General features: G+C 35.1%; 23 protein-coding genes and 1 tRNA gene. 19 read left to right on the forward strand and 5 right to left on the reverse strand.

The window, feature by feature from the left end; translation table 11 throughout:
• Positions 1-5: 5 nt before the first annotated feature.
• Positions 6-1,244: a 3-deoxy-D-manno-octulosonic acid transferase gene (locus A1704_RS19765; protein ID WP_062675749.1), complete on the forward strand. Its 1,239-nt coding sequence runs from the start codon at positions 6-8 to the stop codon at positions 1,242-1,244.
• Here the strand turns inward: A1704_RS19765 and A1704_RS19770 are convergent.
• From A1704_RS19770 to A1704_RS19780, 3 genes are read right to left on the reverse strand one after another with little or no spacing between them, the layout of a single operon-like run.
• Positions 1,236-1,862, reverse strand: a complete 627-nt coding sequence (locus A1704_RS19770; RefSeq protein WP_062675750.1) for a hypothetical protein — start codon at positions 1,860-1,862, stop codon at positions 1,236-1,238. The two genes, A1704_RS19765 and A1704_RS19770, sit on opposite strands and share 9 nt — an antisense overlap.
• Positions 1,862-2,617 carry a glycosyltransferase family 2 protein gene (locus tag A1704_RS19775; RefSeq protein WP_062675751.1) on the reverse strand — a complete coding sequence of 252 codons (756 nt, stop codon included), beginning with the start codon at positions 2,615-2,617 and terminating at the stop codon, positions 1,862-1,864. Before A1704_RS19775 ends, A1704_RS19770 begins: the two co-directional genes overlap by 1 nt.
• 22 nt (positions 2,618-2,639) lie before the next feature.
• Positions 2,640-3,671, reverse strand: a complete 1,032-nt coding sequence (locus A1704_RS19780; RefSeq protein WP_062675752.1) for an acyltransferase family protein — start codon at positions 3,669-3,671, stop codon at positions 2,640-2,642.
• A gap of 145 nt (positions 3,672-3,816) precedes the next feature.
• Here A1704_RS19780 and A1704_RS19785 point away from each other — a divergent pair, with 145 nt between their 5' ends.
• The 13 genes from A1704_RS19785 (at position 3,817) to A1704_RS19845 (ending at position 19,237) form a co-directional block, all read left to right on the forward strand.
• Positions 3,817-4,293, forward strand: a complete 477-nt coding sequence (locus tag A1704_RS19785) for a lipocalin-like domain-containing protein (protein WP_062675753.1) — start codon at positions 3,817-3,819, stop codon at positions 4,291-4,293.
• A 172-nt stretch (positions 4,294-4,465) separates the two neighbouring features.
• Positions 4,466-7,279, forward strand: coding sequence for a leucine--tRNA ligase (gene leuS / locus A1704_RS19790; protein ID WP_062675754.1), 2,814 nt, complete (start codon positions 4,466-4,468; stop codon positions 7,277-7,279).
• A 240-nt stretch (positions 7,280-7,519) separates the two neighbouring features.
• Positions 7,520-8,383: a MotA/TolQ/ExbB proton channel family protein gene (locus tag A1704_RS19795; RefSeq protein ID WP_034693032.1), complete on the forward strand. Its 864-nt coding sequence runs from the start codon at positions 7,520-7,522 to the stop codon at positions 8,381-8,383.
• Between the two features lie 61 nt (positions 8,384-8,444).
• Complete coding sequence (locus tag A1704_RS19800; protein WP_062675755.1) at positions 8,445-9,053, forward strand: ExbD/TolR family protein; 609 nt, start codon at positions 8,445-8,447, stop codon at positions 9,051-9,053.
• Between the two features lie 11 nt (positions 9,054-9,064).
• Positions 9,065-9,634 carry a biopolymer transporter ExbD gene (locus A1704_RS19805; RefSeq protein ID WP_062675756.1) on the forward strand — a complete coding sequence of 190 codons (570 nt, stop codon included), beginning with the start codon at positions 9,065-9,067 and terminating at the stop codon, positions 9,632-9,634.
• A 29-nt stretch (positions 9,635-9,663) separates the two neighbouring features.
• A complete protein-coding gene (locus tag A1704_RS19810; protein WP_062675757.1) occupies positions 9,664-10,506 on the forward strand; it encodes an energy transducer TonB in 843 nt (280 codons plus the stop codon).
• 75 nt (positions 10,507-10,581) lie between these two features.
• Positions 10,582-10,779: a DUF308 domain-containing protein gene (locus A1704_RS19815; protein ID WP_171006307.1), complete on the forward strand. Its 198-nt coding sequence runs from the start codon at positions 10,582-10,584 to the stop codon at positions 10,777-10,779.
• Positions 10,769-11,641 carry a PstS family phosphate ABC transporter substrate-binding protein gene (locus tag A1704_RS19820; RefSeq protein WP_062675758.1) on the forward strand — a complete coding sequence of 291 codons (873 nt, stop codon included), beginning with the start codon at positions 10,769-10,771 and terminating at the stop codon, positions 11,639-11,641. The genes A1704_RS19815 and A1704_RS19820 overlap by 11 nt, the downstream gene beginning before the upstream one ends.
• Positions 11,642-11,732: 91 nt before the next feature.
• Entirely contained in the window at positions 11,733-13,385 is a 1,653-nt protein-coding gene (locus tag A1704_RS19825) for a tetratricopeptide repeat protein (protein WP_062675759.1), read from the forward strand.
• Between the two features lie 81 nt (positions 13,386-13,466).
• Complete coding sequence (bshB1, locus tag A1704_RS19830) at positions 13,467-14,186, forward strand: bacillithiol biosynthesis deacetylase BshB1 (protein ID WP_062675760.1); 720 nt, start codon at positions 13,467-13,469, stop codon at positions 14,184-14,186.
• Between the two features lie 35 nt (positions 14,187-14,221).
• Positions 14,222-14,297 (forward strand) — tRNA-His (locus tag A1704_RS19835).
• Between the two features lie 258 nt (positions 14,298-14,555).
• A complete protein-coding gene (locus A1704_RS19840; protein ID WP_131797548.1) occupies positions 14,556-16,826 on the forward strand; it encodes a hypothetical protein in 2,271 nt (756 codons plus the stop codon).
• A gap of 209 nt (positions 16,827-17,035) precedes the next feature.
• The gene (locus A1704_RS19845; RefSeq protein ID WP_062675762.1) at positions 17,036-19,237 is read left to right on the forward strand and encodes an FG-GAP repeat domain-containing protein; all 2,202 of its coding nucleotides are present in this window, start codon (positions 17,036-17,038) and stop codon (positions 19,235-19,237) included.
• Positions 19,238-19,335: 98 nt separating this feature from the next.
• On the opposite strand, the gene A1704_RS19850 is transcribed toward A1704_RS19845, so the two are convergent.
• Both A1704_RS19850 and A1704_RS19855 read right to left on the reverse strand, forming a co-directional pair.
• Positions 19,336-19,671, reverse strand: a complete 336-nt coding sequence (locus A1704_RS19850) for a DUF3276 family protein (RefSeq protein WP_002976288.1) — start codon at positions 19,669-19,671, stop codon at positions 19,336-19,338.
• 99 nt (positions 19,672-19,770) lie between these two features.
• A complete protein-coding gene (locus A1704_RS19855) occupies positions 19,771-21,432 on the reverse strand; it encodes an ABC transporter ATP-binding protein (protein ID WP_062675763.1) in 1,662 nt (553 codons plus the stop codon).
• A gap of 91 nt (positions 21,433-21,523) precedes the next feature.
• Between A1704_RS19855 and A1704_RS19860 the strand changes: the two genes are divergently transcribed.
• The 5 genes from A1704_RS19860 to A1704_RS19880 all read left to right on the forward strand — a co-directional run bounded on the left by A1704_RS19860 (position 21,524) and on the right by A1704_RS19880 (position 25,307).
• Positions 21,524-22,429, forward strand: coding sequence for a transcription antitermination protein NusB (locus tag A1704_RS19860; RefSeq protein ID WP_062675764.1), 906 nt, complete (start codon positions 21,524-21,526; stop codon positions 22,427-22,429).
• A gap of 1 nt (position 22,430) precedes the next feature.
• Positions 22,431-22,937, forward strand: a complete 507-nt coding sequence (locus A1704_RS19865) for a DUF1573 domain-containing protein (protein WP_062675765.1) — start codon at positions 22,431-22,433, stop codon at positions 22,935-22,937.
• Between the two features lie 10 nt (positions 22,938-22,947).
• A complete protein-coding gene (yajC, locus tag A1704_RS19870) occupies positions 22,948-23,310 on the forward strand; it encodes a preprotein translocase subunit YajC (RefSeq protein ID WP_062675766.1) in 363 nt (120 codons plus the stop codon).
• A 141-nt stretch (positions 23,311-23,451) separates the two neighbouring features.
• Positions 23,452-24,186 (forward strand): SDR family NAD(P)-dependent oxidoreductase, encoded by a 735-nt coding sequence (locus tag A1704_RS19875; RefSeq protein WP_062675767.1) that lies wholly within the window; start codon positions 23,452-23,454, stop codon positions 24,184-24,186.
• Between the two features lie 275 nt (positions 24,187-24,461).
• The gene (locus tag A1704_RS19880; protein WP_062675768.1) at positions 24,462-25,307 is read left to right on the forward strand and encodes a mechanosensitive ion channel family protein; all 846 of its coding nucleotides are present in this window, start codon (positions 24,462-24,464) and stop codon (positions 25,305-25,307) included.
• Positions 25,308-25,359: the final 52 nt, after the last annotated feature.

The following is a 25,359-nucleotide window of genomic DNA, read 5'->3' on the forward strand; positions in this document are numbered from 1 at the left end:
GTAAAATGGCTTTTTTATACAATATATTTATCAGTCTTCTTACCTTCGGTATGAAGGTTTTTGCCTTGATTAATGATAAAACTAAAAAAGGCGTTGAAGGAAGAAGTCAGTCTTTGAATAAAGTAAAGTCTGCATTTTCAAAAACAGATCAGGTAATTTGGATGCATGCTGCAAGCCTGGGCGAATATGAACAGGGATTACCTGTTCTGGAGAAATTGAAAGAGAATTTTCCTCAACACAAAATACTCGTGACCTTCTTTTCTCCATCAGGATATGAAAATGTGGTTAAGAAAAAACATATTGCAGACGTTATTTGTTATTTGCCTTTCGATAAAAAAAGTATTGTAAGAGAATTTACAGACCAATTTAATACTGAACTATTTTTTACGGTTAAATATGATTATTGGTATAACCTCCTTGCAGAACTGAAAAATAAAGGGACAGAGATTTATGTCATTTCTGCACTGTTTTATGAAAGACAATCTTTTTTTACTTCCTATGGAAAATGGTTTGTGAAGCAGCTTCAGAAAAATGTAGACTGGTTTTTTCACCAGACTCAGTTTTCCTTGGCCTTGGCGAAAAGCGTTGGATTAATGAAGTCTTCCGTAACGGGAGATACAAGATTTGACAGAGTAAAACAGCTGCGAGAAAGAAATAATCATGTAGATTTCATTGCAGATTTCAAAGGGGAAAGTAAAGCTGTTGTTTTTGGAAGTTCATGGCAGGCAGAAGAGAAAATAGCAGAAGTAGTTTCCCGTAAAAATAATACGGTAAAACTTATTATTGCCCCCCACGATCTGAAAAGAGTAGAGCATTTGAAAAATATATTCCCGGATGCCTTATTGTATAGTGAAATACAAAATACCCGGCCTTCAACTTTCAATACTCCAACTCTGATTATAGACAGCATTGGTTTATTATCAAAATTATATTCTTATGCAGATGTAGCTGTTGTAGGAGGAGGATTTCATGATGCGGGACTTCACAATATTCTGGAAGCCGCTACTTTTGGTGTTCCTGTGATCTTTGGAAATCATTACAAAAAGAATCCGGAAGCGGATGACCTGATCTCGGCCAATGGCGGAAAGTCTTTCCCTGACGAATATGCAGCTTCAGAATTTGTTTTATTTCTTACGAATGAGGATAACAGAGAAGAACTTACTGAAATGTCTCAAAATGCAGAAAAATTCGTAGACGGAAAACCTGATTCTACCAGAATGATTCTTCAGAAAATCCTATCGTAAAAATCCCTGGCTTTTAATGTCTTTCATAATCTGATCGATATTATCCGGAATTCTGTCACATTCAAACCAGTTGAAGTCAAGACCATTATTGATGCATAGCTTCTGGAGATAATGATTTTCTAAAACTTTATTCAGGGTATCATGAAGGTATTCATCAATTTCCATCCAGTAATCTTCATCCAGTTTTTTTACAAGAATTAATGACTTGAAAATTTTGTTGATGGTGTAAATATAAAGCTTGTAAACATTATCAAACCTTTGTCTGCTGAGATCACCATTATTTTCCAATACCTTATTCACGAGAAGAAGATTCAGGGAAACCTCTCCGAATTTATCGGTCGTTATTTTTACATGTTCCGTGATTTCAGCACTTATTTTTCGAACAGTAGACAGGAAATATTTAGCATTTCCCACATACTTTGAGGCCAAGAGCATCTGTTCCTTCACATGTTCTTCCATCGCGTTTCTTTTATCATCCGTGGTTTCCGGATCAATCAGTTCGAAGTAGAGTTTTTTAGATAATAATTTATCCTTTCTCAGGAGTCTGAAAATAAGTTTGTCCTTCTCCGTTCCGGAAAAAGCACTCAGAGCGGCTTTGAACTCTTTTGAATACTCCATTAATTGAAAATTTTCGAATATTTCAGAAATCCGTTTAATGCCCAGTTAGCCGTATAATACAACGATTTTACTGTGGAGAATCCCATGAAATCTTTATAAACAAGATATTGATCTTTAATGATGTTTTTTTTATTTCTTGAAACGCTGTTTTCACGCATCCTGTATTTGGCCAGTGTCTTTTTTACAGGAATCCCTTCCGGAATTACTTTTAAAAGATTCAGCCACATCACATGATCTTCGCGTTTACTTTTTACAGGGAATAAAAACTTGCCGACTCTTTGAGTGTCATACATTGTAGAAACCGGTGCCAGACGACATGTTTTCAGCAGATTGGAGAATGTAACCACTTTATCCGCCAAGAAATCTTTAAGTATAGGCTGAAGCTGTTCATCGCATCTTGAATAATTACAATAAACAAGTTCTGCTTTGTGCTCCTGCATATAATCCGTCATCATTTCCAGATATTCGGGATACCAGTAATCATCGGAATCCAGAAAGGCAATATATCTTCCCTGTGCTCTTTCCAGGCTGTTGTTTCTTGCATTTCCTGCGCCTCCGTTTTTCTCCAGTACCTGCAGTTTTATTCTGGGATCATTATATTTTCGGATGATCTCAACGGTATTATCTTTGGAAAGGTCGTCAGTAATGAGCCACTCCCAATTTTCATAGGTTTGGTTAAGAACAGACTGTATGGTTTCCTCGATAAATTCTGCAGAATTATAACAGGGAGTAATGATGGAGACAAGATCTTTCATTTATGTTTTTTAAACTGCTAAATTATAAAAATCTTTTTTCATAAAGATGCCAGGAGCTTATACCTACTGCAATTACCACCAACATACATACCAAAGCCATTACAAATGGATTGTAATCTTCAAACAATCCTAAAGTCTGGAAAGTCCTGATAATAGGGAAGTGGAAAATGTAGATTCCATAGGTGAAATCACCATATTTTCCAAAATTATTTAAGAATTTGAATGAATAGGCAACATACATTACGATAACTCCGATCATCATTGGAGAAAAAAGCTGAACTTTTAAAAATAAGTCAATCCACACAGTAACGAATGCAATAATGAAAATGATATTTTTATGCTGGATAAATTTATCGAAATTAAAGTAAATCAACATTCCAGGGATAAAATAGGATAATGTTCCAGGGAGCTGTTTGGCAATCGAAATTTTATTTAAAGATTCAAAATAATTGAGATAAATAAGTGATAAGAAGTATAGAATAACCAAACTTACATTTCTGTACTTATTATTTTTCCCGAAAAGCAAAAACAACAGAGGAACCGCAAAATAGTAGCACATTTCTATTTTCAGTGTCCATAGGGCTCCATTCACTGCTTGATTCCCAAAAACTCCGGGAAGCCAGGGTGCCTTAAAATTTAAAAATAATGAATTCCAAAATAGGTATTTATAAACTTGTGTATTGCTGAAATATTCAGTGAAGGAATAGGTACTTACCAGGCTTAATAAAATTGCGCATAAAAAAATAACCAATAAGTAGGCGGGAACAATTCTTTTGATTCTCTTTTTTAAATAGCTTTTCAGGCTTGAAGACCTTTCATAGCTCCTTGCAATAAGAAATCCGCTCACTGCAAAAAAGCCGAAAACAGCAATTTCTATAGGGCTATGCTCAAAAATCCTGAGGTCAGGAGAAGCGCTGAGTGTGCCAAGATGTCCCAGAAAGACAATAAAGGCAAGGAGAACACGTATAAAATCAAAATTGTTTCTCGTAATATCCTGCATTTGTATTTTGTTTCCTGCAAAAATAACTTTTTTAATAGAATGAACGATGCTCATGTATTCATTATTTGTTAAATAAAGGGAAAATGGGGTGTCCCTATTTTTAAATATATATAAATAATCGTCGATGAAATAATTTTTCATAAAAAATAGTAATATAAATCAAAAAAATTATAATTTTAGCGCTTGAAAAAATTGATCTATGAAGAAATTAGCATTACTATTTGCAGGTTTATCTTTGTTTGCTGCAGCTACAGGCTGTAATAGTGACAATGATACTGTTCTGGAAGCTCCTCTTGTTGGGACATGGCAACCGTTAAAAGAAGTAGTTACCACTGTAGAAGTTGGTGAAGACCCGGTTTCTAACACGATTACTTATACAGACTGTCAGAAAAAGACAAGATGGTGGTTCAGCGTTGATTCTAAGGGAGGGAAAACGAACTGGGGAGATACTGCTACCCCTGGTCAGTGTGCTATTCTTTCAGATATAAAATTCAATTATACTTATAATAAGGAAGGGAAGGACGTTCAGATGAAAATTCAGGGAATCGTAGAGCCGCAGAATGCAAAGGTGATTACTTTGGATGCAACAACGCTCAATCTTGCGGTAAGAGAGGAGACTCAGGATCCTACTATATTTCAGACAAGAACATATACCTTCAAGAGAGTTACTCAATAATAGTATATACTTCAGGATATAAAACAGATCTCATCTCCGGATGGGATTTTTTTGTTGAGGTAGAATTTGTAATTCATCATAATTTCAATTTCTATTTACTTTAAAATCATTAATTTTGTGAATCTTGACAAAAAGAAAAAATAATCAGTCTAACATATAACATATATATCAAGTGTTTTACGATCATCAGCAGATAGAAAAAAAGTGGCAGAAATACTGGGAGGAAAATCAAACCTATAAAACCTCTAATAACACAGACAAACCTAAGTTTTATGTACTCGATATGTTTCCGTACCCATCAGGAGCAGGACTTCACGTAGGTCACCCGCTGGGATATATTGCATCGGATATCTATGCGAGATACAAAAGACATCAGGGGTTTAATGTACTCCACCCGGTAGGATATGACAGCTTTGGACTTCCTGCTGAACAATATGCTATTCAGACAGGGCAGCACCCGGCTATTACTACAGAACAAAATATCAACAGATATGAAGAGCAGCTGAGAAAAATCGGTTTCTCATTCGACTGGACCAGAGAAGTAAGAACTTCAGACGCTTCTTATTATAAATGGACACAATGGATTTTTATCCAGTTGTATCATTCCTGGTATAATAAAAATACAGATAAGGCGGAGCCTATTGATTCTTTAATTCAGCATTTTGAAGAAAAAGGAACAGAAGGATTAAATGCCAATCAGAACGACGAATTAAATTTCACTGCAGAAGAATGGAAGAATGCTTCCGATATTGATAAAGAAGACATCCTTTTAAACTATCGTCTTGCTTACAGAGCAGAAACCACTGTAAACTGGTGCCCTGCATTAGGAACTGTATTGGCCAACGATGAAGTAAAGGATGGAAAATCCGAAAGAGGAGGATTCCCGGTTTTCCAGAAGAAAATGATGCAGTGGAGTATGAGAATTTCCGCATATTCTGAAAGATTATTACAGGGATTAAATACCTTAGACTGGCCGCAGCCGTTGAAAGATTCCCAGGAATACTGGATTGGGAAATCTCAGGGAGCACAGGTTCAGTTCAAAGTAGAAGGACATGACGAGACTGTTGAAGTATTTACAACAAGACCTGACACGATCTTTGGAGCAACCTTTATGGTATTGGCCCCGGAAAACCCTTTAGTGGAAACAATTACGACAGATGCTCAAAAAGTAGAAGTAGATACTTATATTGAAGAAACATCCAAGAAAACGGAGAGAGACAGAATGTCTGACGTGAAAAACGTGAGCGGAGCTTTCACAGGAAGTTATGCAATCAATCCTTTCAGCAATGAAAAAATGCCGATCTATATTTCCGACTATGTGTTGATGGGATATGGAACAGGAGCAGTAATGGCAGTTCCGGCACACGATGAGCGTGACCACAGATTTGCTAAGAAATTTAATCTTGAAATCAAGAAAGTGGTAGAAACGGAAGAAGATGTTCAGGAAAAATCCTTTGATTCCAAAGATTCCGTTTGTGTAAACTCTGATTTCTTAGACGGATTACATTATAATGAAGCGAAAGCAAAAATGATTTCCGAGATCGAAACGAAAGGAATCGGTCATGGAACAACAAACTACAGACAGCGTGATGCTATTTTCTCAAGACAGCGTTATTGGGGAGAACCAGTTCCTATATATTATAAGGATGGAATGCCTTACACGTTGCCAACTTCCGCTTTACCTTTGGAACTTCCTGAAGTTGAAAAATACTTACCTACAGAAGATGGAGATCCACCATTGGGAAATGCAAAAGAATTTGCATGGGATGAAGCTAACCAGAAAGTAGTAGCTACAGATCTTATTGATGACAAAACTATTTTCCCGTTAGAATTATCTACAATGCCAGGTTGGGCAGGAAGCTCATGGTATTTCCTTAGATACATGGATCCGAATGATGAAGAAACTTTTGTTAAAAAAGAGTTAGCAGATTATTGGGGACAGGTAGACCTATATATAGGAGGAAGCGAACATGCAACCGGTCACTTATTGTATTCCCGTTTCTGGAACATGTTCTTAAAAGACAGAGGATATATCAGCCATGATGAACCATTCCAGAAACTGATCAATCAGGGGATGATCTTAGGAATGAGTGCATTTGTATACAGAATTGACGGCACAAATCAATATGTGTCTAAAAATTTAGCTAAAGATTACCAGACTCAGCAGATTCACGTAGACGTATCCTTATTAAAAGGAACTTCTGACGAATTGGATACAGAAGCCTTCAAAGCATGGAGACCGGATTATGCAGATGCAGAATTTATTCTGGAAGACGGAAAATACATCACAGACCGTGAAGTAGAAAAAATGTCCAAGTCAAAATATAACGTAGTCAATCCTGACGATATCTGTGAAGAGTACGGAGCAGACGGATTAAGATTATATGAAATGTTCTTAGGACCGTTAGAACAATCCAAGCCTTGGAATACTCAAGGATTAAGCGGAGTATATGGTTTCCTTAAAAAATTCTGGAACCTGTATTTCAACGGAGACGTATTTGAAGTTTCAGACGAAGAACCTACAAAAGCGGAATACAAAGTTTTACATACCTTAATAAAGAAGGTAGTATACGATATTGAAAACTTCTCTTTCAATACTTCAGTGTCATCCTTTATGATTGCTGTAAACGAGCTTCAGAAAATAAAATGCAACAAGCGCAATATTTTAGAACCGCTTGCCGTTATCATTTCTCCGTATGCTCCTCACATCTGTGAAGAATTGTGGAGTTTATTAGGACATGGTACATCGATAGAATTTGAAAGATTCCCGGCATTGAATGAGGATTATCTGGTTGAAGACGAAATTGAGTATCCGGTAAGCGTAAATGGTAAAATGAAGTTCAAAATTTCACTTTCCGCTCAATTATCTGCCAAGGAAGTAGAAGATTTGGTGATTTCTAACGAGAAAATGCAACAGATTTTGGAGGGTAAATCCCCTAAAAAAATCATTGTAGTCCCTCACCGTATTGTGAATATCGTAATTTAAAAAAAAATTAACATTGGGAAATTAAAAAAAATGGGTGTCTTATTTTTATGATTTTTTAATTCAAATGTTAAATTTGGAAAAAATAAATAAAATAATTTAAAATAATTATTATTTCGAAATCGTATTAAAATTTCTTTATCAAAAAAAAGCAAAATGTTTAATTAAGACTCTTGCATTTTAATTAATTTTGCCTTTAATTTACACCCTGTAAAATTTTAAAACAATATAATTTAGTTAAATATGGAAATGAATGTTTCAAAAAATGATGAGCAAGTAGTTGCTAGAAAGGCAGGAGGTTTAAATCCAGCTGTTATTATTCCTATTCTATTTGCTATAGGAGTATGTATTTATTTATTCGTTCTTGGTAGCCCAGGAAACTTTAAGGATGCAGAAAAACTAGGAAGTGGTTCTGTAGCTTTTTCAAGTGTTGAAGGAAAAGACATTCACCCAGAATCGTTTTTAGGTATTATCTACAAAGGAGGGGTTATCGTACCAATCTTGATTACTTTCATGATTACTGTAATCGTTTTCTCTTTTGAAAGATATTTCGTTCTTGGTAAAGCAGCTGGAAAAGGAAACTTAGACAACTTTGTTGTACAGGTAAGAAGCTTACTAAACCAAAACAAAATCGACGAAGCTATCGAAGAGTGTGACAGACAACAAGGTTCTGTTGGTAACGTAGTAAAAGAAGGTCTTACTACTTATAAAGCACTTTCTCACGATACTACATTAAATAAAGAGCAGAAAATGGTAGCACTTAACAAAGCTATCGAAGAAGCTACTACTCTTGAGATGCCAATGCTTGAGAAAAACATGATGATCCTTTCTACTCTAGGTACAGTTGCAACCCTAATCGCACTACTTGGAACAGTAATCGGGATGATCAAAGCGTTCTTTGCATTAGGTTCAGGAGGTGGTACTCCAGATGCTGCTGCTCTATCTACAGGTATCTCTGAAGCCTTGATTAACACGGCATTAGGTATTGGTACTTCAGCAATCGCTATTATCCTTTATAACTTCTTTACATCTAAAATTGATGGATTAACTTACAAGATCGACGAGATCTCTATGAGTATCCAACAGTCTTTCGCTGAATTCAACTAAGAATTAGCAAGATATTTGCATTAGCAATTAAAAGAAGTTTAATTAAAAATATTTTATAATAATGGCGAGAGTCAAACCTAAAAGACATGGAGTAGTAACGGACATGACCGCAATGTGTGACGTTGCGTTCCTACTTCTTACGTTCTTTATCTTGACCACTCAGTTTAAAAAACCTGACGTGGAGCAGATCAAACCGCCATCTTCAATTTCGGAAAAATTGCTTCCTGATGCTAGTTTAATGACTATCAACGCTACTCCGGACGGAAAATTCTATTTCCAGCCAGTAGAAAATGCATCAGAAAGACTTGCTCTTTTGGATAAAATGGGACAAAAGTATGGGATTACTTTTGACAACAACCAAAAAGCTGCTTTCCAGAAAATTCAGGCAATTGGAGTTCCAATGAACCAACTTAAAGGGTATTTGGATCTGCCTGCAGATGAGCAGAAAAATTATAAGAGTCCTACAGGTATTCCTATGGACAGTACAAATAAGCAATTAATTGATTGGGTAAAAGAAAGTTTGAGCGTTAACCCTGACTACAAGTTGGCGATTAAAGGTGACGTTACAACAGAATATCCTAAAGTTAAAAGTCTATTTGAGGGTTTAAGAGATATTGATTTTCTTAAATTTTGGTTGATTACATCACAAGAAGGTAAACCTAACGAATAATATCGATAGAAATGGCAGAAGTACAAGTACAAGAAAAAGGCGGCAAGGGCGGCAAGGTCCGTTCCAAGAAGCAAAACACCAGAGTCGATATGACTCCGATGGTGGACTTGGGTTTTCTATTGATTACCTTCTTTATGTTCACAACTACGTTCAGTAAACCGAACGTTATGGATTTGGGTCTTCCGGCTAAACCGAAAGATGAAACAAAAAAACCACCTCCAACAGAAATTAAACTTTCTAACTCAATTTCTATCTTATTAGGAAAAAATAATAGAGTTTTCTGGCACCAGCAGGATGCTACATCCTTGAATGACCAAACTCTTATGGAAACTACTCTTGACAGAGAAGGAATTAGAAAAGTAATTCAGCAGGCAAAATCTAGAGCTGCAGATCAAACGAAATTTACCGTGATCATTAAGCCAACTGACGATGCTGTATATAAGAACTTTGTTGATATTCTTGATGAAATGGCAATTACCAAAAGTGAGCAGTACGGGGTTACTGATATCAAACCTTGGGAGAAAGCTATTTATGAGAAAAAAGTAGGAGGTGCTGCTGCACCGGCTGCTGCTACAAAGTAATTTAACCATAAAATTGTTATATCTAATCTATGGCAGATGAAAATGTATACGGTCAGAATCTTACTTTAGACGAGATCGTATTTGAAAATAGAAACAAGGAATATGGTGCCTATGATCTTAGACATCAGTATCCGAGACTTTTAACAAAGTCTTTTATTATCGGAACAGCATTATTCCTTTTGGCAGCTTTGTCTCCGTTCATCTATCTTACGATTAAAAATCTTACAGCTCCGCCTAAGCAGGAAGTGAAGGCAGATCTTGTAGATATTATCGAAGAAGATCCGATTATCGAGCAGCCTAAAGAAGAAGAACCACCTCCACCACCACCACCTCCAAAAGAAGAGGAGAAAATTGAGGTAATTCAGAACGTAGTTCCTGAGCCTGTAAAAGCTCCGAAAATTGAAACTCCACCACCACCGATTTCTAAGCAGTTGGAAACTACAACTGGTTTACAGAATCAGGAGGGGGTAAAAGCTCCGGCTTATACACCACCACCGCCGCCACCATCTACAGGTACTAAAGCTAGTACAGTAGAAGTGAAAGCGAACAACCCTAACGAGATCTATAAAGATGTTGACCAGTCTGCAGAATATCCTGGAGGTATGGGAGCATTGAGAAAGTTCTTGGGTGATAACTTTGATACTTCTTTGATGGAAGGAGGTGAAGGAACACTTAAAGCGAAGCTTAAGTTCGTTGTAGAAAAAGACGGTACTGTTTCGAATGTAACGATTGAAGAGAAATCTCCAAACGGCGACTTCAACAGTGAAGCGATGCGTGTAGTTAAGAAACTTAAAAAATGGACTCCTGCGAAAAGAAACGGGGAGAGCGTTAGATCTTACTATAGCGTACCATTTACTATGAACTTTGAATAAGACTTATTTATTCAAAATATAAATAAAAAGAGAGGCTTATGCTTCTCTTTTTATTTTTTTTGGTATTTTTGTTACATGATGTTCAATTGGTTATCCCTGGTTACGGGATTGTTTTATATCGTTTTAGGAATTGTAGTGATTGTCTACAAATTCTTCTTTACTATTTTAGAGCCAGCTGTTGCTTATGCATTGGGAGTGGTGCTTATTATTTATGGTATTTTTAGAATTTACAGGGCGATCTCAAGAATTAAAAAATCGAGAAATGAAGAATAGTTTCAAGCTTGCAGTAATTTTTGTATTGACTATGATGCTTGCAAGCTGCAAAAAGGAGAAAAACACTCCTTCTTATCACAAAGGTGATCTTACAATTTTTACTGACGAATCTTTTCAAAGCGTTACAGAAGCATTAGCTGACGGCTATATGATCAACTATCCTGAGACACACATCAAAGTAGAAACCAAGAAAGAAGATTTAGGACTTCTTGATCTTTTGAAAGGAAGTGCTAAAGTGGTAGTAATGTCCAGAAATCTTAATCCTGAAGAAATAAAAACATATGAGGAAAGAACAGATTTAAAGTTTCTTCCTGCTAAATTTGCTGCAGATGCAGTAGTTTTTGTTGTTCCTAAAGATTCTCCGAAAGAAAGTATTTCAATAGAAGAAATCAATAGCGGGTTGATGTCTGATAAAAAGGAATTTATTTTTGATGGAACGAACTCCAGTAACCTGAATTTTGTTGCTGAGAAATTAAAAAAACAGCCAAAAGACATGAAATTTTCCATTATTCCGGGAAATCAGAAGATTATAGAGGAGTTAGGAAAATATCCCGATAAAATAGGCGTTATTGGATTGAATACTTTTAGCCGTCCTTATGATAAAACGTCTGAAAAATTGAGAGAGATGGTGAAGATTCTTCCTGTGGTTGAGAAAGGAAAATTATACAATGCGGATTTTGAAGGACTTCGTACAATGAAATATCCGTTTACAAGAGTGCTTTATTTCCTGATTAACGAGGGTAATTTTAATATTGCCAATGGATTTATAAGATTTTCATGTACCCATTTAGGTCAAAAAATTGTACAGAAAGAAGGGTTGCAACCTTATAATATTTATAAGAGAGAAGTGCAGATGCGTTAAAAAATATTAAATTCACAATTTATCCTCATTAAAAATTTTGATTTGGTCTGAAAATTGTGTAGAATAAAACTCAATTATTTGAAAATATAAAATGAAAGATATAATGAATATGAATGTAAAGAAGATTGCTTTTGGAGCAGCCGTGGTATTTTTTACCGGTTTTGCCTCTGCACAGACATTGCAGGATGGTATCAACAGTATAGACAGTGATAAATTTGCGCAGGCAAAAACAAACTTCACTGAAATGATCGCTAAAGAGCCCACAGCTGATAACTACTTCTATTTAGGAAATACTTTCTTAAGACAAGGAGAGCCAGATTACGCTAAAGCAACTGAAAATTTCAATAAAGGCTTAGCGGCTGATGGTAAAAGCTATCTGAACAAAATTGGTTTAGCTGCTGTTAAATTGGGTAAAGGTGATAAAAATGCCATTGCTGAAATTCAGAAAGTAGTTACTGATTCAAGAGAAAAAGATGCTGAAGTTCTTTTCAGAGCAGCAGAAGCTTTAACTCTATTCGAGAAAAACAGTTCACCTGATCTTGCTATTCAGTTTTTGACTAAAGCTATCGAGAAAGCTGAGAAAAAAGGAGTTCCTGCACATTATTATTATACATTAGGAGACGCTTACAGATTGAAAAGATCTCCAGGAGAAGCAATGTCTGCTTACGACAAGGCGTTACCTGTAGCAAAAAATAAAGCTTCAGTTTACACGAGAATGGCTACTTTATGGATGGCTGCTCAAGTGTGGCAAAAAGCGAAAGAAAGCGTTGATAAAGCAATTGCTGTAGATCCTACATACGCTCCTGCGTACAAAGCATTGGCTGGTTACGATATCAGATACCAGCAAAATGCAAAGGCTACTCAAGACCTTATCAACTATACAAAATATGCTGACGAAGATCCATATACCCAGTTAGAAATTGCTAAATTATACTTCACCAATGAAGATTATGCAAACTCTAAAATGGTATTAGATAAGATTTTTGATAAAATTGATGATCCTATCAAATTCAAATTGAGAGCTTATAATGCATATGCAGATAGAAATTATGCAGACGCCAAGCAAAATATGGATACTTTCGTTTCTCAGGCAGAGAAAACAAGAGTATTGCCTGCAGACCAAGGTTTACAGGGACTTATTGCTGCTGGTTTAGCAAAAGATGAAAAAGATGCTGCTAAAAAATCTGCTTTAATGGCTGAAGCTCAGCAAAAAGTAGGTATTGCAAAAGCTGCTAAGGATGAAACAATGAAGTGGGATCTTGAATTAGCAAACATCGCAGGTGGTGGTGGAGCTTCTCAGGCAGAAGCTGACAAAGGACCTACTAATCCTGAAATTGAAGCATTGAAACAGAAAGTTGCTGCCAACAGCCAGGATTCTGATTCATTATTTAAGTTAGCAACAGCTTATCAGGATGTTAAAAACTGGAATGGAGCAATTCTTACATGGCAAAAAATGTCAGCACTTCTTCCTGATTGGGCTCCGGCTTATTACAGCCAGGGATATTCTTACCAGCAGGCAGGAAACAATGAAGCAGCAAAATTGGCTTATGAGAAATTCATCAGCACAGTAAAACCTGCTGATCAGGAAGCTAACAAACAGACCCTTGCTTACGCTTACTTTGCAGTAGCATATATGAGTAAAGATTCTGATATGGCAAAAGCAAAAGATTATGTAGCTAAATCTTTACAGCTAGACCCTACTTATCAGGATGCTGTAAAATTAAATGCAGAAATCAACAAGTAATTTAAAATTTAAATTATAGATATTAAAACTTCCCATTCGTAATGTTTGGGAAGTTTTTATTTTAAACTTATCTTTGATTTTATGAAAACTGATATACTTGCTTTTGGAGCGCATCCTGACGATGTAGAACTTGGATGTGGCGGAACTATTGCTAAAATGGTTTCTGAAGGAAAAAAATGCGTTGTTGTAGATCTTACCAGGGGAGAGCTTGGAACAAGAGGTACAGATGAAACCAGAAAGACTGAAGCAGCAGATGCAGCCAAAATCTTGGGGCTTTCCGCAAGAGAGAATCTTGGAATGAAAGATGGATTTTTGGTAAATTCCGAAGAATATCAAATGAGGATTGTAAAAATGATCCGCAAATACAGGCCAGAAATCGTCTTGGCTAATGCAATTGATGATAGACACCCGGATCACGCAAAAGGAGCGAAATTAGTGTCAGATGCGTGCTTTTTGTCCGGACTGAGAAAAATTGAAACCGTACTGGAAGGCGAATCTCAGGAAGTGTGGAGGCCAAAACATATTTTTCATTATATTCAGTGGAAAGATATTAAACCGGAATTTGTTATTGACATTTCAGAATACCTGCCTAAAAAACTGGAAGCTTGTATGGCGTACAAAACTCAGTTTTATGACCCAACTTCTAAAGAACCTGAGACTCCCATTACCACAAAAGACTTTTATGAAAGCTTAACCTACCGGGCACAGGATTTAGGGCGGTTATCGGGAGTTGCTTATGCTGAGGGCTTTACGTCTGAAAGATTAATTTCTTTGAAAAATTTTGATGGAATTGTTTGGTAGTTGAGGAAATTGTCCTATATTTGCACTCAGAAAACGGTGATTGTAGCTCAGTTGGTTAGAGCGTCGGATTGTGGTTCCGAAGGTCGTGGGTTCGAGACCCATCATTCACCCAAAGAAAGTACACTTTTTGAAAGTGTACTTTTTTATTTTGTACTAATTTCAGCAGTCGTTGAAAGTTTCTTTTTTTACTTTTTTCTCTAAAATTTTTCACGTATTAAGTTTATAATCTTGAGCCAACGTATAAAAATGGTATTCTTTGATCCTTTAAAATAAATTCACGGATTGATGATTGAAACTTTTATATTTGTCTAGCCGGCTTCAAGGGAAATATTTCTCTTTAAGATGATCTCAAAAATCAAAACTATTACTATGAAAAAACTCTTTACAATTCTCACGTTATTATTTGTTCTACAGTCTTATGCTCAATCTTACTATAAAAATCTATTTGATGAGAAGCAATATGATGTAGTACCCCTTAATTCAACAAGTCCAAACCAATTAGAATTTTCATGGATTGTATCTGCTCATATGGAAGCATTGGTATTGATGTACGAAAAGACACATGATCCAAAATATGCTAATGTTTTAATAGGGACTATGGGTAACGTGATTGATAGGAGAGATGATCTTAGAGATCAATTACCAACCAATATAGGTGTAAGTAATATTTCCGATTACCGTGGAATTTCTGGTGCTGCATGGTCAACTGATCATTATAATACAAATCCAGGTGATGGAAAAACTTATGCTCATGTGGTACATAGTGCTAATATAACTTATCCAATGGCTAAGTTTGCAGCTATTATTAAAAAGAATAGCTTACTTCAAAACATTCTGTATCAATCAGTATGGCGTTATAATAATATGACTTTTATCGCTATTGCTGATGACCTTATACAAAAAGTAATCGAAACGCTTCATTATCATGAAGGTCAATGGTTTACTCAATCTGGTAATATAGGTTATTATAAAGAACGGAATGATAATCCGCCAATAGATAACGATGGTGAAATTTTACCTTTTAATATGCAAAGTGCAATGGGAAGAGTATTGGTACAGATGTATAGGGCAACAGATAACCCGGATTACCTAACAAAACTTACCCAAATTGCTAATTTTTTAAAAGCAAATACCTCATTTAATACTAATCTAGGGTCCAATAGCTGGACATATTGGAAAGTAAGTACTTTGCGGGAAGATATTTCTCATGGTGGTTTAACTGTATCTTTTCCCTATGAGTGCCGTAAATATAATATTTCTAACGGGGGAGCACTTATTTATACAGATTCAGATATGCAAGCCTATGCTAATACCTTAACGAAAGATATTTATAGGGCTCCTTTGTATATAAATAATGGAGTGAACTATTCTCTGATACCCTGGAATTTAAAATATGGAATTCCTAGTGGTGTAGACCTAAGTACTTACACTTGTTTCCAGTGGGCAGGTTTATCTGAATATGATAAAAAAATATATCAGCTACTTGCTGAAATACAGACTGCAGAAAAATATTATATGCCTTTACAACCTGAAAATTTCCCTTTAGTGGTTGCCTATCTAGCTTATTATGAAAACTTGATTGTACCTGTCAATACGGAACATGGATGGGGAGAGGGTTCAGACTGGAGAGGAGTTGCAAGCGGTAATTTTGATGGAGATGATGCTAATGAATTTGTTGTCATCAGAAATTATGATGGAATGATAGGTACTATGGAACCTTTTGAGAAAAAATTTCATTCCGTTACAAACGACAAATATTATAATAATCAATATGATTGGAAAGGTATAGCAGCCGGAGATTTTTTTGGTGATAATAAAAGTGAAATTATAATATTAAGCAATCATGCTGATCCTGCTAATAATGGTGTTTATATTTTAAAAATTGAAAATAATAATATTGTTGAACATACAAAATCTATAGGATGGAATGCGCAATCTGATTGGATAGGAGCTGCTGCTGGAAATTTTATTACCGGTGGGAAAGATGATTTTATTGCTGTCAAAAATTTAAATAAAGAAGTACTTGTTTTTGATTTTAACGGAACTACTCCTCAATTGGTTCACACTAATGCTCTGAATCTACCCGTAAATTCTAAAATTACAGCAGTAGCATCAGGTAATCTTGACGGTCTTGGTAAAGATGAGATTGTGTTGCTTGTGGATGCTGAAGATGCTGCTTATAATGGAATACATGTTTACAGTGTGGACGATAATGGTGTAATGACAAAAATAACCCAATCTACAGGAGGGGGCTTAGCTTTAGAATGGAGAGGATTAGCTGTTGGAAATCTTGATGGTAATGGAGCGGATGAAATTATTGCTCACAGAAATTTTGATGGAGAGTATGCAGTGTATAAATTAAATGGGAATACTTTGGCTAGTGGAGATGTTGAAAGATTTCCTGTGCTCCAAACCAAAAATAATATAATGTGTTTCGGTAATTTTGATACCAGTTCACAAAATGAGGAGCTGGTTACTCTCAGAAAAGATGGAGGTATCGTAATGTTTTCTGCTACAAAAGTTATCAGAGGTAGCTCTAATAGCAATAAGCATTCAAATGATCCTTGTCAGAATGAGCTTCCGAATAAGTTATTTAGTTTTCTGAAGCCTGTTACCTTTGATGGGCAGGTAGTAAGGTAAATTTAAAAAAATAAATAACATAAGGTTTTAGGGTTCTAAAATTCCTATTATCATACATAAGTACACTTGAAAAGGTGTACTTATTATTTTTGTACAACTTGTGAATCAGGTAATAAAATTAGTAACAGGGAAAGAAAACCTTTATATTTGTTTCTACTAAAATCATGAAAAAAAATCTTTGAATTATTCTGAATCAAAAAGTACTTAATATGAAGAATCTGTTTACTATAATTATTGTACTAGCTGCATTAAAATCTTATTCTCAATCAAAGCCTCAATCTTATTATCAAACGTTATTTGATGACAAAGGGTATGATAAATCAATACGGTATTCAACGGATGAAAACAGACTTGAGTTCTCATGGGGATTGCCCGCTCAAATGGAAGCGTTGATATTAATGTACGAAAAGACGGGTGAAAAAAAATATGCAGAAACACTAATCAAGTGTATAGGAAACGTAATTGACCGAAGAGACGATCTCAGAGGACAGTTACAAGGATTGAGAAAAGTTTCCGATTATAGGGGAGTATCGGGTGCTGTTTGGTCTACCAATCATTATAATGAAATAGCAGACTCAGGATCTCCTTATGCCCATTTGGTGCATAGTGCTAATATACTGTATCCCATGGCTAAGTTTGTTGCAATAGTTAAAGCGAAAGGTTCTGATGTCCAAAATTTGATTTCAGATCCACAGGGACGCTATGGTAAACAAACATATAAACGTATTGCTGATGATATAATACAAAAAATTAATGAAACACTTGACTTTCATGAAGATCAGTGGCAAACAGAATCTGGTGGTATAGGTTATTATAGAGAAAGAGATAATAACCCTCCTATAAAATATGCAGGCAAAACCTTACCTTTTAATATGCAAAGTTCGATTGGAAGGGTGTTTGTCCAAATGTATAGAGCGACCTCTCAAGATAGATATCTTACAAAATTGATTGGATTGTCAAATTTTTTAAAATCAAATACTTTTTTCAATAAGAATTTACAATCTAATATTTGGAAATATTGGGGAAATACAGACTTGTATGAAGATATTCCCCATGCTGGTTTAACGATAAGTTTTCCCTATGAATGCTATAAGTATAATATTTTGTATAAAGGAAAACCTATATACTCACTTTCAGATATTCAATACTATATCAATACGTTTATGAAAGATATATACCAGTTTCCTTTATCTGTAAATATGGGAGTAAATTACAATAAAGAATCTTGGAATATTAAGTCTAATAATAAAATCGGAGACTCACCCTATGGTAATTATATTAACTATATGTGGCTTTATCTTTCAGAATATGATAAAAGGCTTTATCAAAGAATTGCTGATTTGCTGGCTGCTAAGAACTACTATGAGAAAATAGAGGTAGAAGGTTCTTTTTTAACAGTGGCACTCTTAGCTAATTTTGAAAATCTTATCGTACCCGTAAATACAGACCATAGTTGGAATAAAACGTCTGATTGGCAGGGAGTAGCAAGTGGTAATTTTGACGATGATAGCGAAGATGAGTTTGTTGTTGTAAGAAATTCTGATGGTATGATAGGGGTTAGAGAACCTTATAATAAAGAATTTCGTTCAGTGGCAAATAATAAATATTACAATGGAAAATATAATTGGAAAGGGATAGCTGCCGGTGATTTTTTTGATGATAATAAAAGTGAAATTATAGCATTAAGTCATCATGCTGATCCCGAATATAATGGACTTTATGTTTTAAAAGTTGAAAACAAGGATATTATTGAAAAAGTAAAATTTACAGGATTAAGTACTAAAGCGGATTGGGTAGGAGTAGTTGCAGGGAACTTTATTAGCGGAGGTAAAGATGAGTGTATAGTCGTAGGAAATGCTAATAAAGAAGTATTAGTGTATAAATTCAATGGAACGCATGTTCAGGTTGTTTATACTAATGCTCTCAATCTTCCAAAAAACTCCAAAATTACAGCAGTGGCCGCGGGTAATCTGAATAATGATTTAAAGGATGAGATTGTCCTTGCAATAGATTCACCAGATGCTGTGCACAATGGGATATATGTTTATAATATAGATGATAAAGGAATTGTAACAAAAATTGCACAATCAGTAGGGAGCGCTCGTGTTGAATGGAAAGGATTGGCTGTTGGAGATATTAATGGAGACGGGATTAATGAAGTTATTGCCCATAAGAATTCTGATGGAGAATATTTAGTTTATAAATTGACTAAAAATGGGCTGTCTACTTTGGGCTCTGAACGCTTTCCAATATTACAGACTAAAGATAATATCATGTGTTTGGGTAATTTTAATTCTCAATTTAAAAATGATGAATTAATTACCCTGCGAAATGATGGAGGGGTTGTTTTATTTTCTGCTGCAAAAATTATCCGGAATACTAATAATTCAACAGGTTTACAACAAAAATAAAATCTTTGCCAAACTATAAAAAGTGTTTATAAAAAATCCTGTCTTAGCGCATAAAAAAAGCATCTTTTTCAGATGCTTGTGTTTTTAGATATTCTTTTTTAAACCTCGTCGTCAGAATCTATTGTGTAAGATCTGCTTTTGAAGTCTTTGTCATGTTTTTCTGAAATTACATCCTCACCCTTTTCATTAATGATGAAATCTGTGGACTCATTAAACATCTCCTGGAAACTCTTAAAATCTTCCTTGTAAAGGTAAATTTTATGCTTCTCGAATGTAGCTTCCCCATTCTCTCCGAAATTCTTCTTACTCTCAGTGATTGTAAGATAATAATCTCCTGCTTTCGTCTCGCGCACATCAAAGAAATAAGTTCTTCTCCCTGCTTTTAACACCTTCGTGAAAATCTCATTTTCATGGCGTTCCTTGTATTCACTCATTGTTAGATATTTTTTAATCTTGTTAAGAACAAATATAAAAGAATTCTTTTAATCACAAAATTTTTTTTATGATTTATTTAACAATTGAGAATGAAATGGCTAAGCGGTTACAGAATTGGCAATTTCGGTTAGGTTGATAATCTGATGGGCTTTTTGTGCGCTAGACTCTCTGTGTGTGATAATTATGGAAGTTGCGTTACTGATTTTTTTGTCAATATTTTCCAGAATATTCTGCTCCGTTTCTGTGTCTAAAGCGGACAGAGAATCATCAAAAATAATGATATTAGGATCCTTAATTAAGGCTCTTGCTATACAAATTCTTTGCTTTTGCCCCCCCGAAAGCATGACTCCGCGTTCACCTACAAGTGTTTTATATTGGTCTTTAAACTCTATAATATTTTTGTGAACATCTGCAATATTGGAATACTCTACTACTTTCTCATGAGAAGGATGATCAATGGCAAAACCAATATTATTTTCAATAGAATCAGAGAATAAGTAGCTCTCCTGAGGAATATATCCGATAAAGTTTCTGTAGTTCTCCAGATTATGGTCTTTCAGGTTTTTACCATCAATTAAAATTTCCCCTTCTGTAGGATCTATTAATCGGCATAATAGCAAGGCAATTGTTGATTTTCCACTACCGGTTTTCCCCATAATAGCTAATGATTCTCCGGCTTTTACTTTAAAACTTAGATTGTCCAGGGCTTTGATCCCTGTATTTGGATATACGTAAGAGACATTTCTGAATTCTATATCTCCCTTGATTGGATAGTTTTCAAAATTAGTGTTAATAATCTCCGATTTTTTATCCATAAATTCATTGATCCTCTGCATGGATGCTTCAGCTCTCTGGTTGACAGAAGTTACCCAACCTACCATGGAAAAAGGGAAAATCAGGGTGTTGATATACATAAAGAAATCAGCAATCTTACCAATGCTTAATTCTCCGGCAATATATTTTGTACCTCCAATCCAGATAATAGCAACATTTAATAATCCGATGACAAAAAGAATAATGGTGAAGAAATAGGCTTCTGTTTTAGCAAGATCTAAAGCTTTATTCTGATAATCGGTGACTTTGATTCCGTAGTTTTTTTCAATGTATTTTTCTCTGGCGAAAAATTTTACCACACGGATTCCGGAAAAACTGTCCTGAACAAAAGTTGAAATCGCAGACTGGCTTTTCTGCATGATCTTTGATTTTTTATTGATAATAGAACTTACCTTATAAATGGCAAAAGATAAAATAGGAAGTGGAAGTAAAGTCCACATCGTCATGGAAGCATCCGTTTTTACCATGTAAATAGCTGTAATAATTACCAGTACAATGAGGTTGGCTACATACATTACCCCGGGACCAAGATACATTCTTACTGCCACCACATCTTCACTTAATCTGTTCATCAAGTCTCCGATAGTAGTTTGTTTATAATCCGTTAAAGATAAATCCTGATAATGTCTGTAGATTTTATTTTTAAGTTCGTATTCTATTCTTCTGGATGCAACAATGATGGTCTGTCTCATCATAAAGGTAAAGAATCCGGTTAAAAGAGAACATCCTACAATAATTCCAACATAAATCAGAACCTGATTGTTAAAGCCAAGATTCCCATTTTTTGTAAGTTCATCCACAGATTTTCCTACAAACTGAACCTTATATATATTAAAGAAATTACTGGCAATGATAAAGAGTACCCCCCAAAACAATAGTATTTTGTGTTTCCAAAAATAGGGGTTTAAGGTTTTAAGCGCTTTCATATAGTTGCACAAAATTACAAAAATGTCATCACACTACGAATTTCATCAATTTTAAATTTCGTATCTTTGCAGCCATAAAAAAGCTCTTTGAATGTTAGGAAGACGACAAATCCGTGAAAAAGTAGTACAGACCGTGTATTCTTACTACCAAAATCCTGTAAAATTTGATGTTTTAGAGAAAAACATGTTTGCCGGGATAGAGAAAATCTATTATCTATACATCTATCAGCTCAACTTTTTGGTGGGTTTGAAAGATTTGGCAGAAAATCAGATCGAAATTGGTAAGAATAAATTTCTTAAAACTGATGCTGATATTAATCCTAACCAAAAATTCATCAACAACCAGGTATTGCTTAAGCTGGAAGAAAATCCTGAAAGATTATTTTTTACAGGGCAGCACAAGCAGTTGAAATGGGATATGCATGATGATTTATTGGTAAAAACTTTCCAGAGAATTACTGCTGGGAAACGTTATCAGGATTTCATGAAAGAAGAAGGATATTCTTTTGAAGAAGATCAGAAATTTATAGGTAAATTATTTCTAAGGTATATTGCTGAAAATGAAGATTTTCATGACTATTTAGGTGATAAGGAACTTTCATGGTATGATGATATCCATATCGCCAATTCAATGGTACAAAAAACAATCGGTTTCCTGAGAGAAGATGAAGAAAGCAGAACTTTGATCAAAATGATTAAAGATGAAGAAGATAAAACATTCGCTTCAAAATTGCTAAGAGATACCCTGAATAACTGGGAAAACAATGAAAAGAAACTGGAAGAAAGACTGGAAAACTGGGATCTGGAAAGAGTTTCTCTAATGGATAAAGTAATTTTATCTACAGCCATTGCAGAGCTTGATAACTTTGCTTTCACACCTTCAAGAGTGATCATTAATGAATATATTGAAATTGCAAAAGTATTTGCTACAGACCGTTCCAATATCTTCATCAATGGTATTTTAGATAAATATTGTAAAGATCAAAATAGAATATAAAATGAAAAAGACGTTATCAATTATCGCCTTGTCAATTATAGGCTTTGGGTTAGTTTCATGTAAAAAAGAAAACAAAGAAACTCAAAGTGCTGAAACTTCAACTATTGATTCTGCAGCTGTTGCCGCTCCGGTTACCACTGATTCTGCAGCAGCACCTGTAGCAGGTGAAACAGTTGCTCCGGTTTCTAACGAACCATCTACTTCTGTAGCTTTATCTGAAAACAGCTTCGATTTTGGAAAAATCAAAAAAGGAGATAAAGTAGAGCATGTATATGAAATTACCAACACAGGTAAAAACCCATTGATTATTTCTGAAGTGAAGCCAGGATGCGGATGTACAGCTCCTGATTTTACAAAAGAGCCTATCATGCCTGGTAAAAAAGGAAAAGTTACTTTACACTTCGATTCTTCAAGCTTCGACGGAAACGTTCAGAAGTATGCAGACGTTTTTGCTAATGTAGAAAAAGCTCCAATCAGATTAACTTTCACGGCGAACATTCAGCCATAATATTTTAAATATGTTGACACTATTTTTACAGGCACAGGGTGGTTCTTCACCTATGATGCTGATCATGATGGGGGTAATGTTTGTAGGATTTTATTTCCTGATGATCAGACCTCAAATGAAAAAGCAAAAGCAGGAGAAAAACTTTCAGGAAAACCTTAAAGTGGGAACAAGAGTAGTTCTTACATCGGGCCTTCACGGAAGAATTGCTCAGGTTCAGGATGACGGTTTTGTTATCGAAACATTATCCGGAAAACTGAAATTCGAAAAAGCAGCAGTTTCAAGAGAAATGACTGAGGCTCGTTTTGGAGATAAAGCAAAAACTGCTGAAAAGGCAGATGACAAAAAAGAAACAGCAACTGAAGAAAAGAAATAATTCAGTCTGAAAATATTAAGCTGCGGCGGGTGAACTTTGTTCACCCGCCGCAATTTTTTATACACTGGTTTGAGAAAATTGTATCCATTTGTGAAAAGCAATTAGTGAAATTAGTGTTTAATAAAAAATTATCTTTGCTTCATGAAGCAAAACACAAACAAAACGGTTCTTATTCTGGGAGCCAATTCAGATGTAGCGAAACAATGTATAATACAATATGTTGAAAAAGGATTTTCCGTAATTGCAGCTTCCAGGAATATAAACTCTTTGAATGATTTTATTGGATCAAACAATCTGGACCGCTCCAAAGTTTCTGTTTTGTATTTTGATGCTGCAGATTTTGATTCTCATCATCAGTTTTATTCCAGTCTTTCTGTACAACCTCATATTGTGGTTTATTCCGCAGGTTTTTTAGTAGACAATCAAAAGGCGCTGGCTGATTTCAAGGGAGCCAGACAAATGATGGAAGTCAATTATATGGGGGGAGTTTCTATCCTGAGTATTATTGCAATGGATAAAAGCAATACCAACCTGGAAAGAATAATCGGACTCTCTTCCTTGTCAGGAGTAAGAGGAAGAAAAAGTAATTTTGTCTACGGAAGCACAAAGGCTGCATTTACTCAGTTTCTTGCGGGATTGAGACAGGAACTAGCTTCCCGAAAAATAATTGTGAATGCCTTGGTTATTGGTTATATCAGAACAAAAATCAACGAAGGGCTGGAACTGAATGAATTTCTGATCATGGAGCCGGATTATGTGGCGAAATTTATTGTCAATGCTGGAAATTCCTTTACCATTGTTCCGAATTTTAAGTGGAAAATTATCTACCATATTCTTAGGCTTTTACCGGAAAGTCTGGCTGCAAAATTACCTTAGAGAATGTTTCTTGATATTATTTTCTTTGAAAACACTCACACTTCGGTATCGTTTTTGTAATTCTATGATCCAAAAATTATTTCTTCCTGCAAGATTCAATTTCTGAATGATTATTGAGTAAAGCAGAAATATTCTTTTCTGCTGTCAATCTATTTTTAAGGATAAAATATAATTTACTTTCACTCTACAGTGCAAGGTGAATTTCTTTTTTTTTCCAGATCCTGCAGAAGATGTCAATGCTTCATTGATATAAATAGTAAAACACATAGTATAAAATGGACGATTTAGAACTGAACAAGATTCAACAACACTGGGATACCTTAATTTCTTCAGCAATTTCATGGGCACCGAGAATCTTTACTGCAATCATTTCTGCATTATTAATTTATCTTATCGGATCATGGATGATCAGAATGATTAAGAAACTGGTGGAAAAAGCTTTCAAAAAAAGAAATATGGAAGCTTCACTGCAGCATTTTCTTTTAAATATTATCAACTGGGGACTTAATATTCTTTTGTTTATTGTAGTTGTAACGCAGCTTGGAGTACAAACCTCTGCATTTGTTGCAATGATTGGTGCCGCAGGTTTAGCGGTTGGTTTAGCTTTACAGGGGTCCTTAACAAATTTTGCAGGCGGAATCTTAATTCTACTATTAAAACCTTTTAAGATTGGTGATTTTATTTCTACCAATTCAGGGGTTTCAGGGACTGTAGATGCTATTGATATTTTTCATACAAAACTGATCACCCCACAAAACCAGCTGATCGTTATTCCTAACGGAGTGGTTTCAAATAACAGTATTACCAATTTTACCCAACTGGGTACAAGAAGAACATCACTGGATATCGGAATTGCCTATGATGCAGATCTTAGACATACCAAGGATATTTTAATGAATGTTATTAAGAATAATCAATATGCTCTTGCAACACCTGCTCCACAAGTGGTAGTTACTGAATTGGGAGACAGTGCTGTCAATGTATCTGTAAGAGTAAGTGCTTCCACTGAAAATTTCTGGACGATGAATGAAGAACTAATCATCGGTTGTAAAGAAGCTCTCGATAAAGCTGGAATCGGAATACCTTTTCCTCAAAGAGATGTGCATATTTACAATCAATAATTATATTTAATTTTTTTAAGAAACTCCTGCGTTATACTATGTGGGAGTTTTA

Origin of the sequence: Chryseobacterium cucumeris, from assembly GCF_001593385.1 — a bacterium.
In the GTDB taxonomy this organism is placed as follows: Bacteria; Bacteroidota; Bacteroidia; order Flavobacteriales; family Weeksellaceae; genus Chryseobacterium; species Chryseobacterium cucumeris.

Excerpts from the sequence above, each read along its gene's own strand:
- A1704_RS19810 (WP_062675757.1), top strand. The coding sequence starts at position 9,664 with ATGGCAGATGAAAATGTATACGGTCAGAATCTTACTTTAGACGAGATC.
- A1704_RS19825 (WP_062675759.1), top strand. The coding sequence starts at position 11,733 with ATGAAAGATATAATGAATATGAATGTAAAGAAGATTGCTTTTGGAGCA.
- A1704_RS19800 (WP_062675755.1), top strand. The coding sequence starts at position 8,445 with ATGGCGAGAGTCAAACCTAAAAGACATGGAGTAGTAACGGACATGACC.
- A1704_RS19775 (WP_062675751.1), bottom strand. The coding sequence starts at position 2,617 with ATGAAAGATCTTGTCTCCATCATTACTCCCTGTTATAATTCTGCAGAA.
- A1704_RS19865 (WP_062675765.1), top strand. The coding sequence starts at position 22,431 with ATGAAAAAGACGTTATCAATTATCGCCTTGTCAATTATAGGCTTTGGG.
- A1704_RS19815 (WP_171006307.1), top strand. The coding sequence starts at position 10,582 with ATGATGTTCAATTGGTTATCCCTGGTTACGGGATTGTTTTATATCGTT.
- A1704_RS19765 (WP_062675749.1), top strand. The coding sequence starts at position 6 with ATGGCTTTTTTATACAATATATTTATCAGTCTTCTTACCTTCGGTATG.
- A1704_RS19780 (WP_062675752.1), bottom strand. The coding sequence starts at position 3,671 with ATGAGCATCGTTCATTCTATTAAAAAAGTTATTTTTGCAGGAAACAAA.
- A1704_RS19795 (WP_034693032.1), top strand. The coding sequence starts at position 7,520 with ATGGAAATGAATGTTTCAAAAAATGATGAGCAAGTAGTTGCTAGAAAG.
- A1704_RS19840 (WP_131797548.1), top strand. The coding sequence starts at position 14,556 with ATGAAAAAACTCTTTACAATTCTCACGTTATTATTTGTTCTACAGTCT.
- A1704_RS19875 (WP_062675767.1), top strand. The coding sequence starts at position 23,452 with ATGAAGCAAAACACAAACAAAACGGTTCTTATTCTGGGAGCCAATTCA.
- A1704_RS19770 (WP_062675750.1), bottom strand. The coding sequence starts at position 1,862 with ATGGAGTATTCAAAAGAGTTCAAAGCCGCTCTGAGTGCTTTTTCCGGA.
- A1704_RS19850 (WP_002976288.1), bottom strand. The coding sequence starts at position 19,671 with ATGAGTGAATACAAGGAACGCCATGAAAATGAGATTTTCACGAAGGTG.
- bshB1 (WP_062675760.1), top strand. The coding sequence starts at position 13,467 with ATGAAAACTGATATACTTGCTTTTGGAGCGCATCCTGACGATGTAGAA.
- A1704_RS19785 (WP_062675753.1), top strand. The coding sequence starts at position 3,817 with ATGAAGAAATTAGCATTACTATTTGCAGGTTTATCTTTGTTTGCTGCA.
- A1704_RS19805 (WP_062675756.1), top strand. The coding sequence starts at position 9,065 with ATGGCAGAAGTACAAGTACAAGAAAAAGGCGGCAAGGGCGGCAAGGTC.
- yajC (WP_062675766.1), top strand. The coding sequence starts at position 22,948 with ATGTTGACACTATTTTTACAGGCACAGGGTGGTTCTTCACCTATGATG.
- A1704_RS19820 (WP_062675758.1), top strand. The coding sequence starts at position 10,769 with ATGAAGAATAGTTTCAAGCTTGCAGTAATTTTTGTATTGACTATGATG.
- A1704_RS19845 (WP_062675762.1), top strand. The coding sequence starts at position 17,036 with ATGAAGAATCTGTTTACTATAATTATTGTACTAGCTGCATTAAAATCT.
- A1704_RS19880 (WP_062675768.1), top strand. The coding sequence starts at position 24,462 with ATGGACGATTTAGAACTGAACAAGATTCAACAACACTGGGATACCTTA.
- A1704_RS19855 (WP_062675763.1), bottom strand. The coding sequence starts at position 21,432 with ATGAAAGCGCTTAAAACCTTAAACCCCTATTTTTGGAAACACAAAATA.
- A1704_RS19860 (WP_062675764.1), top strand. The coding sequence starts at position 21,524 with ATGTTAGGAAGACGACAAATCCGTGAAAAAGTAGTACAGACCGTGTAT.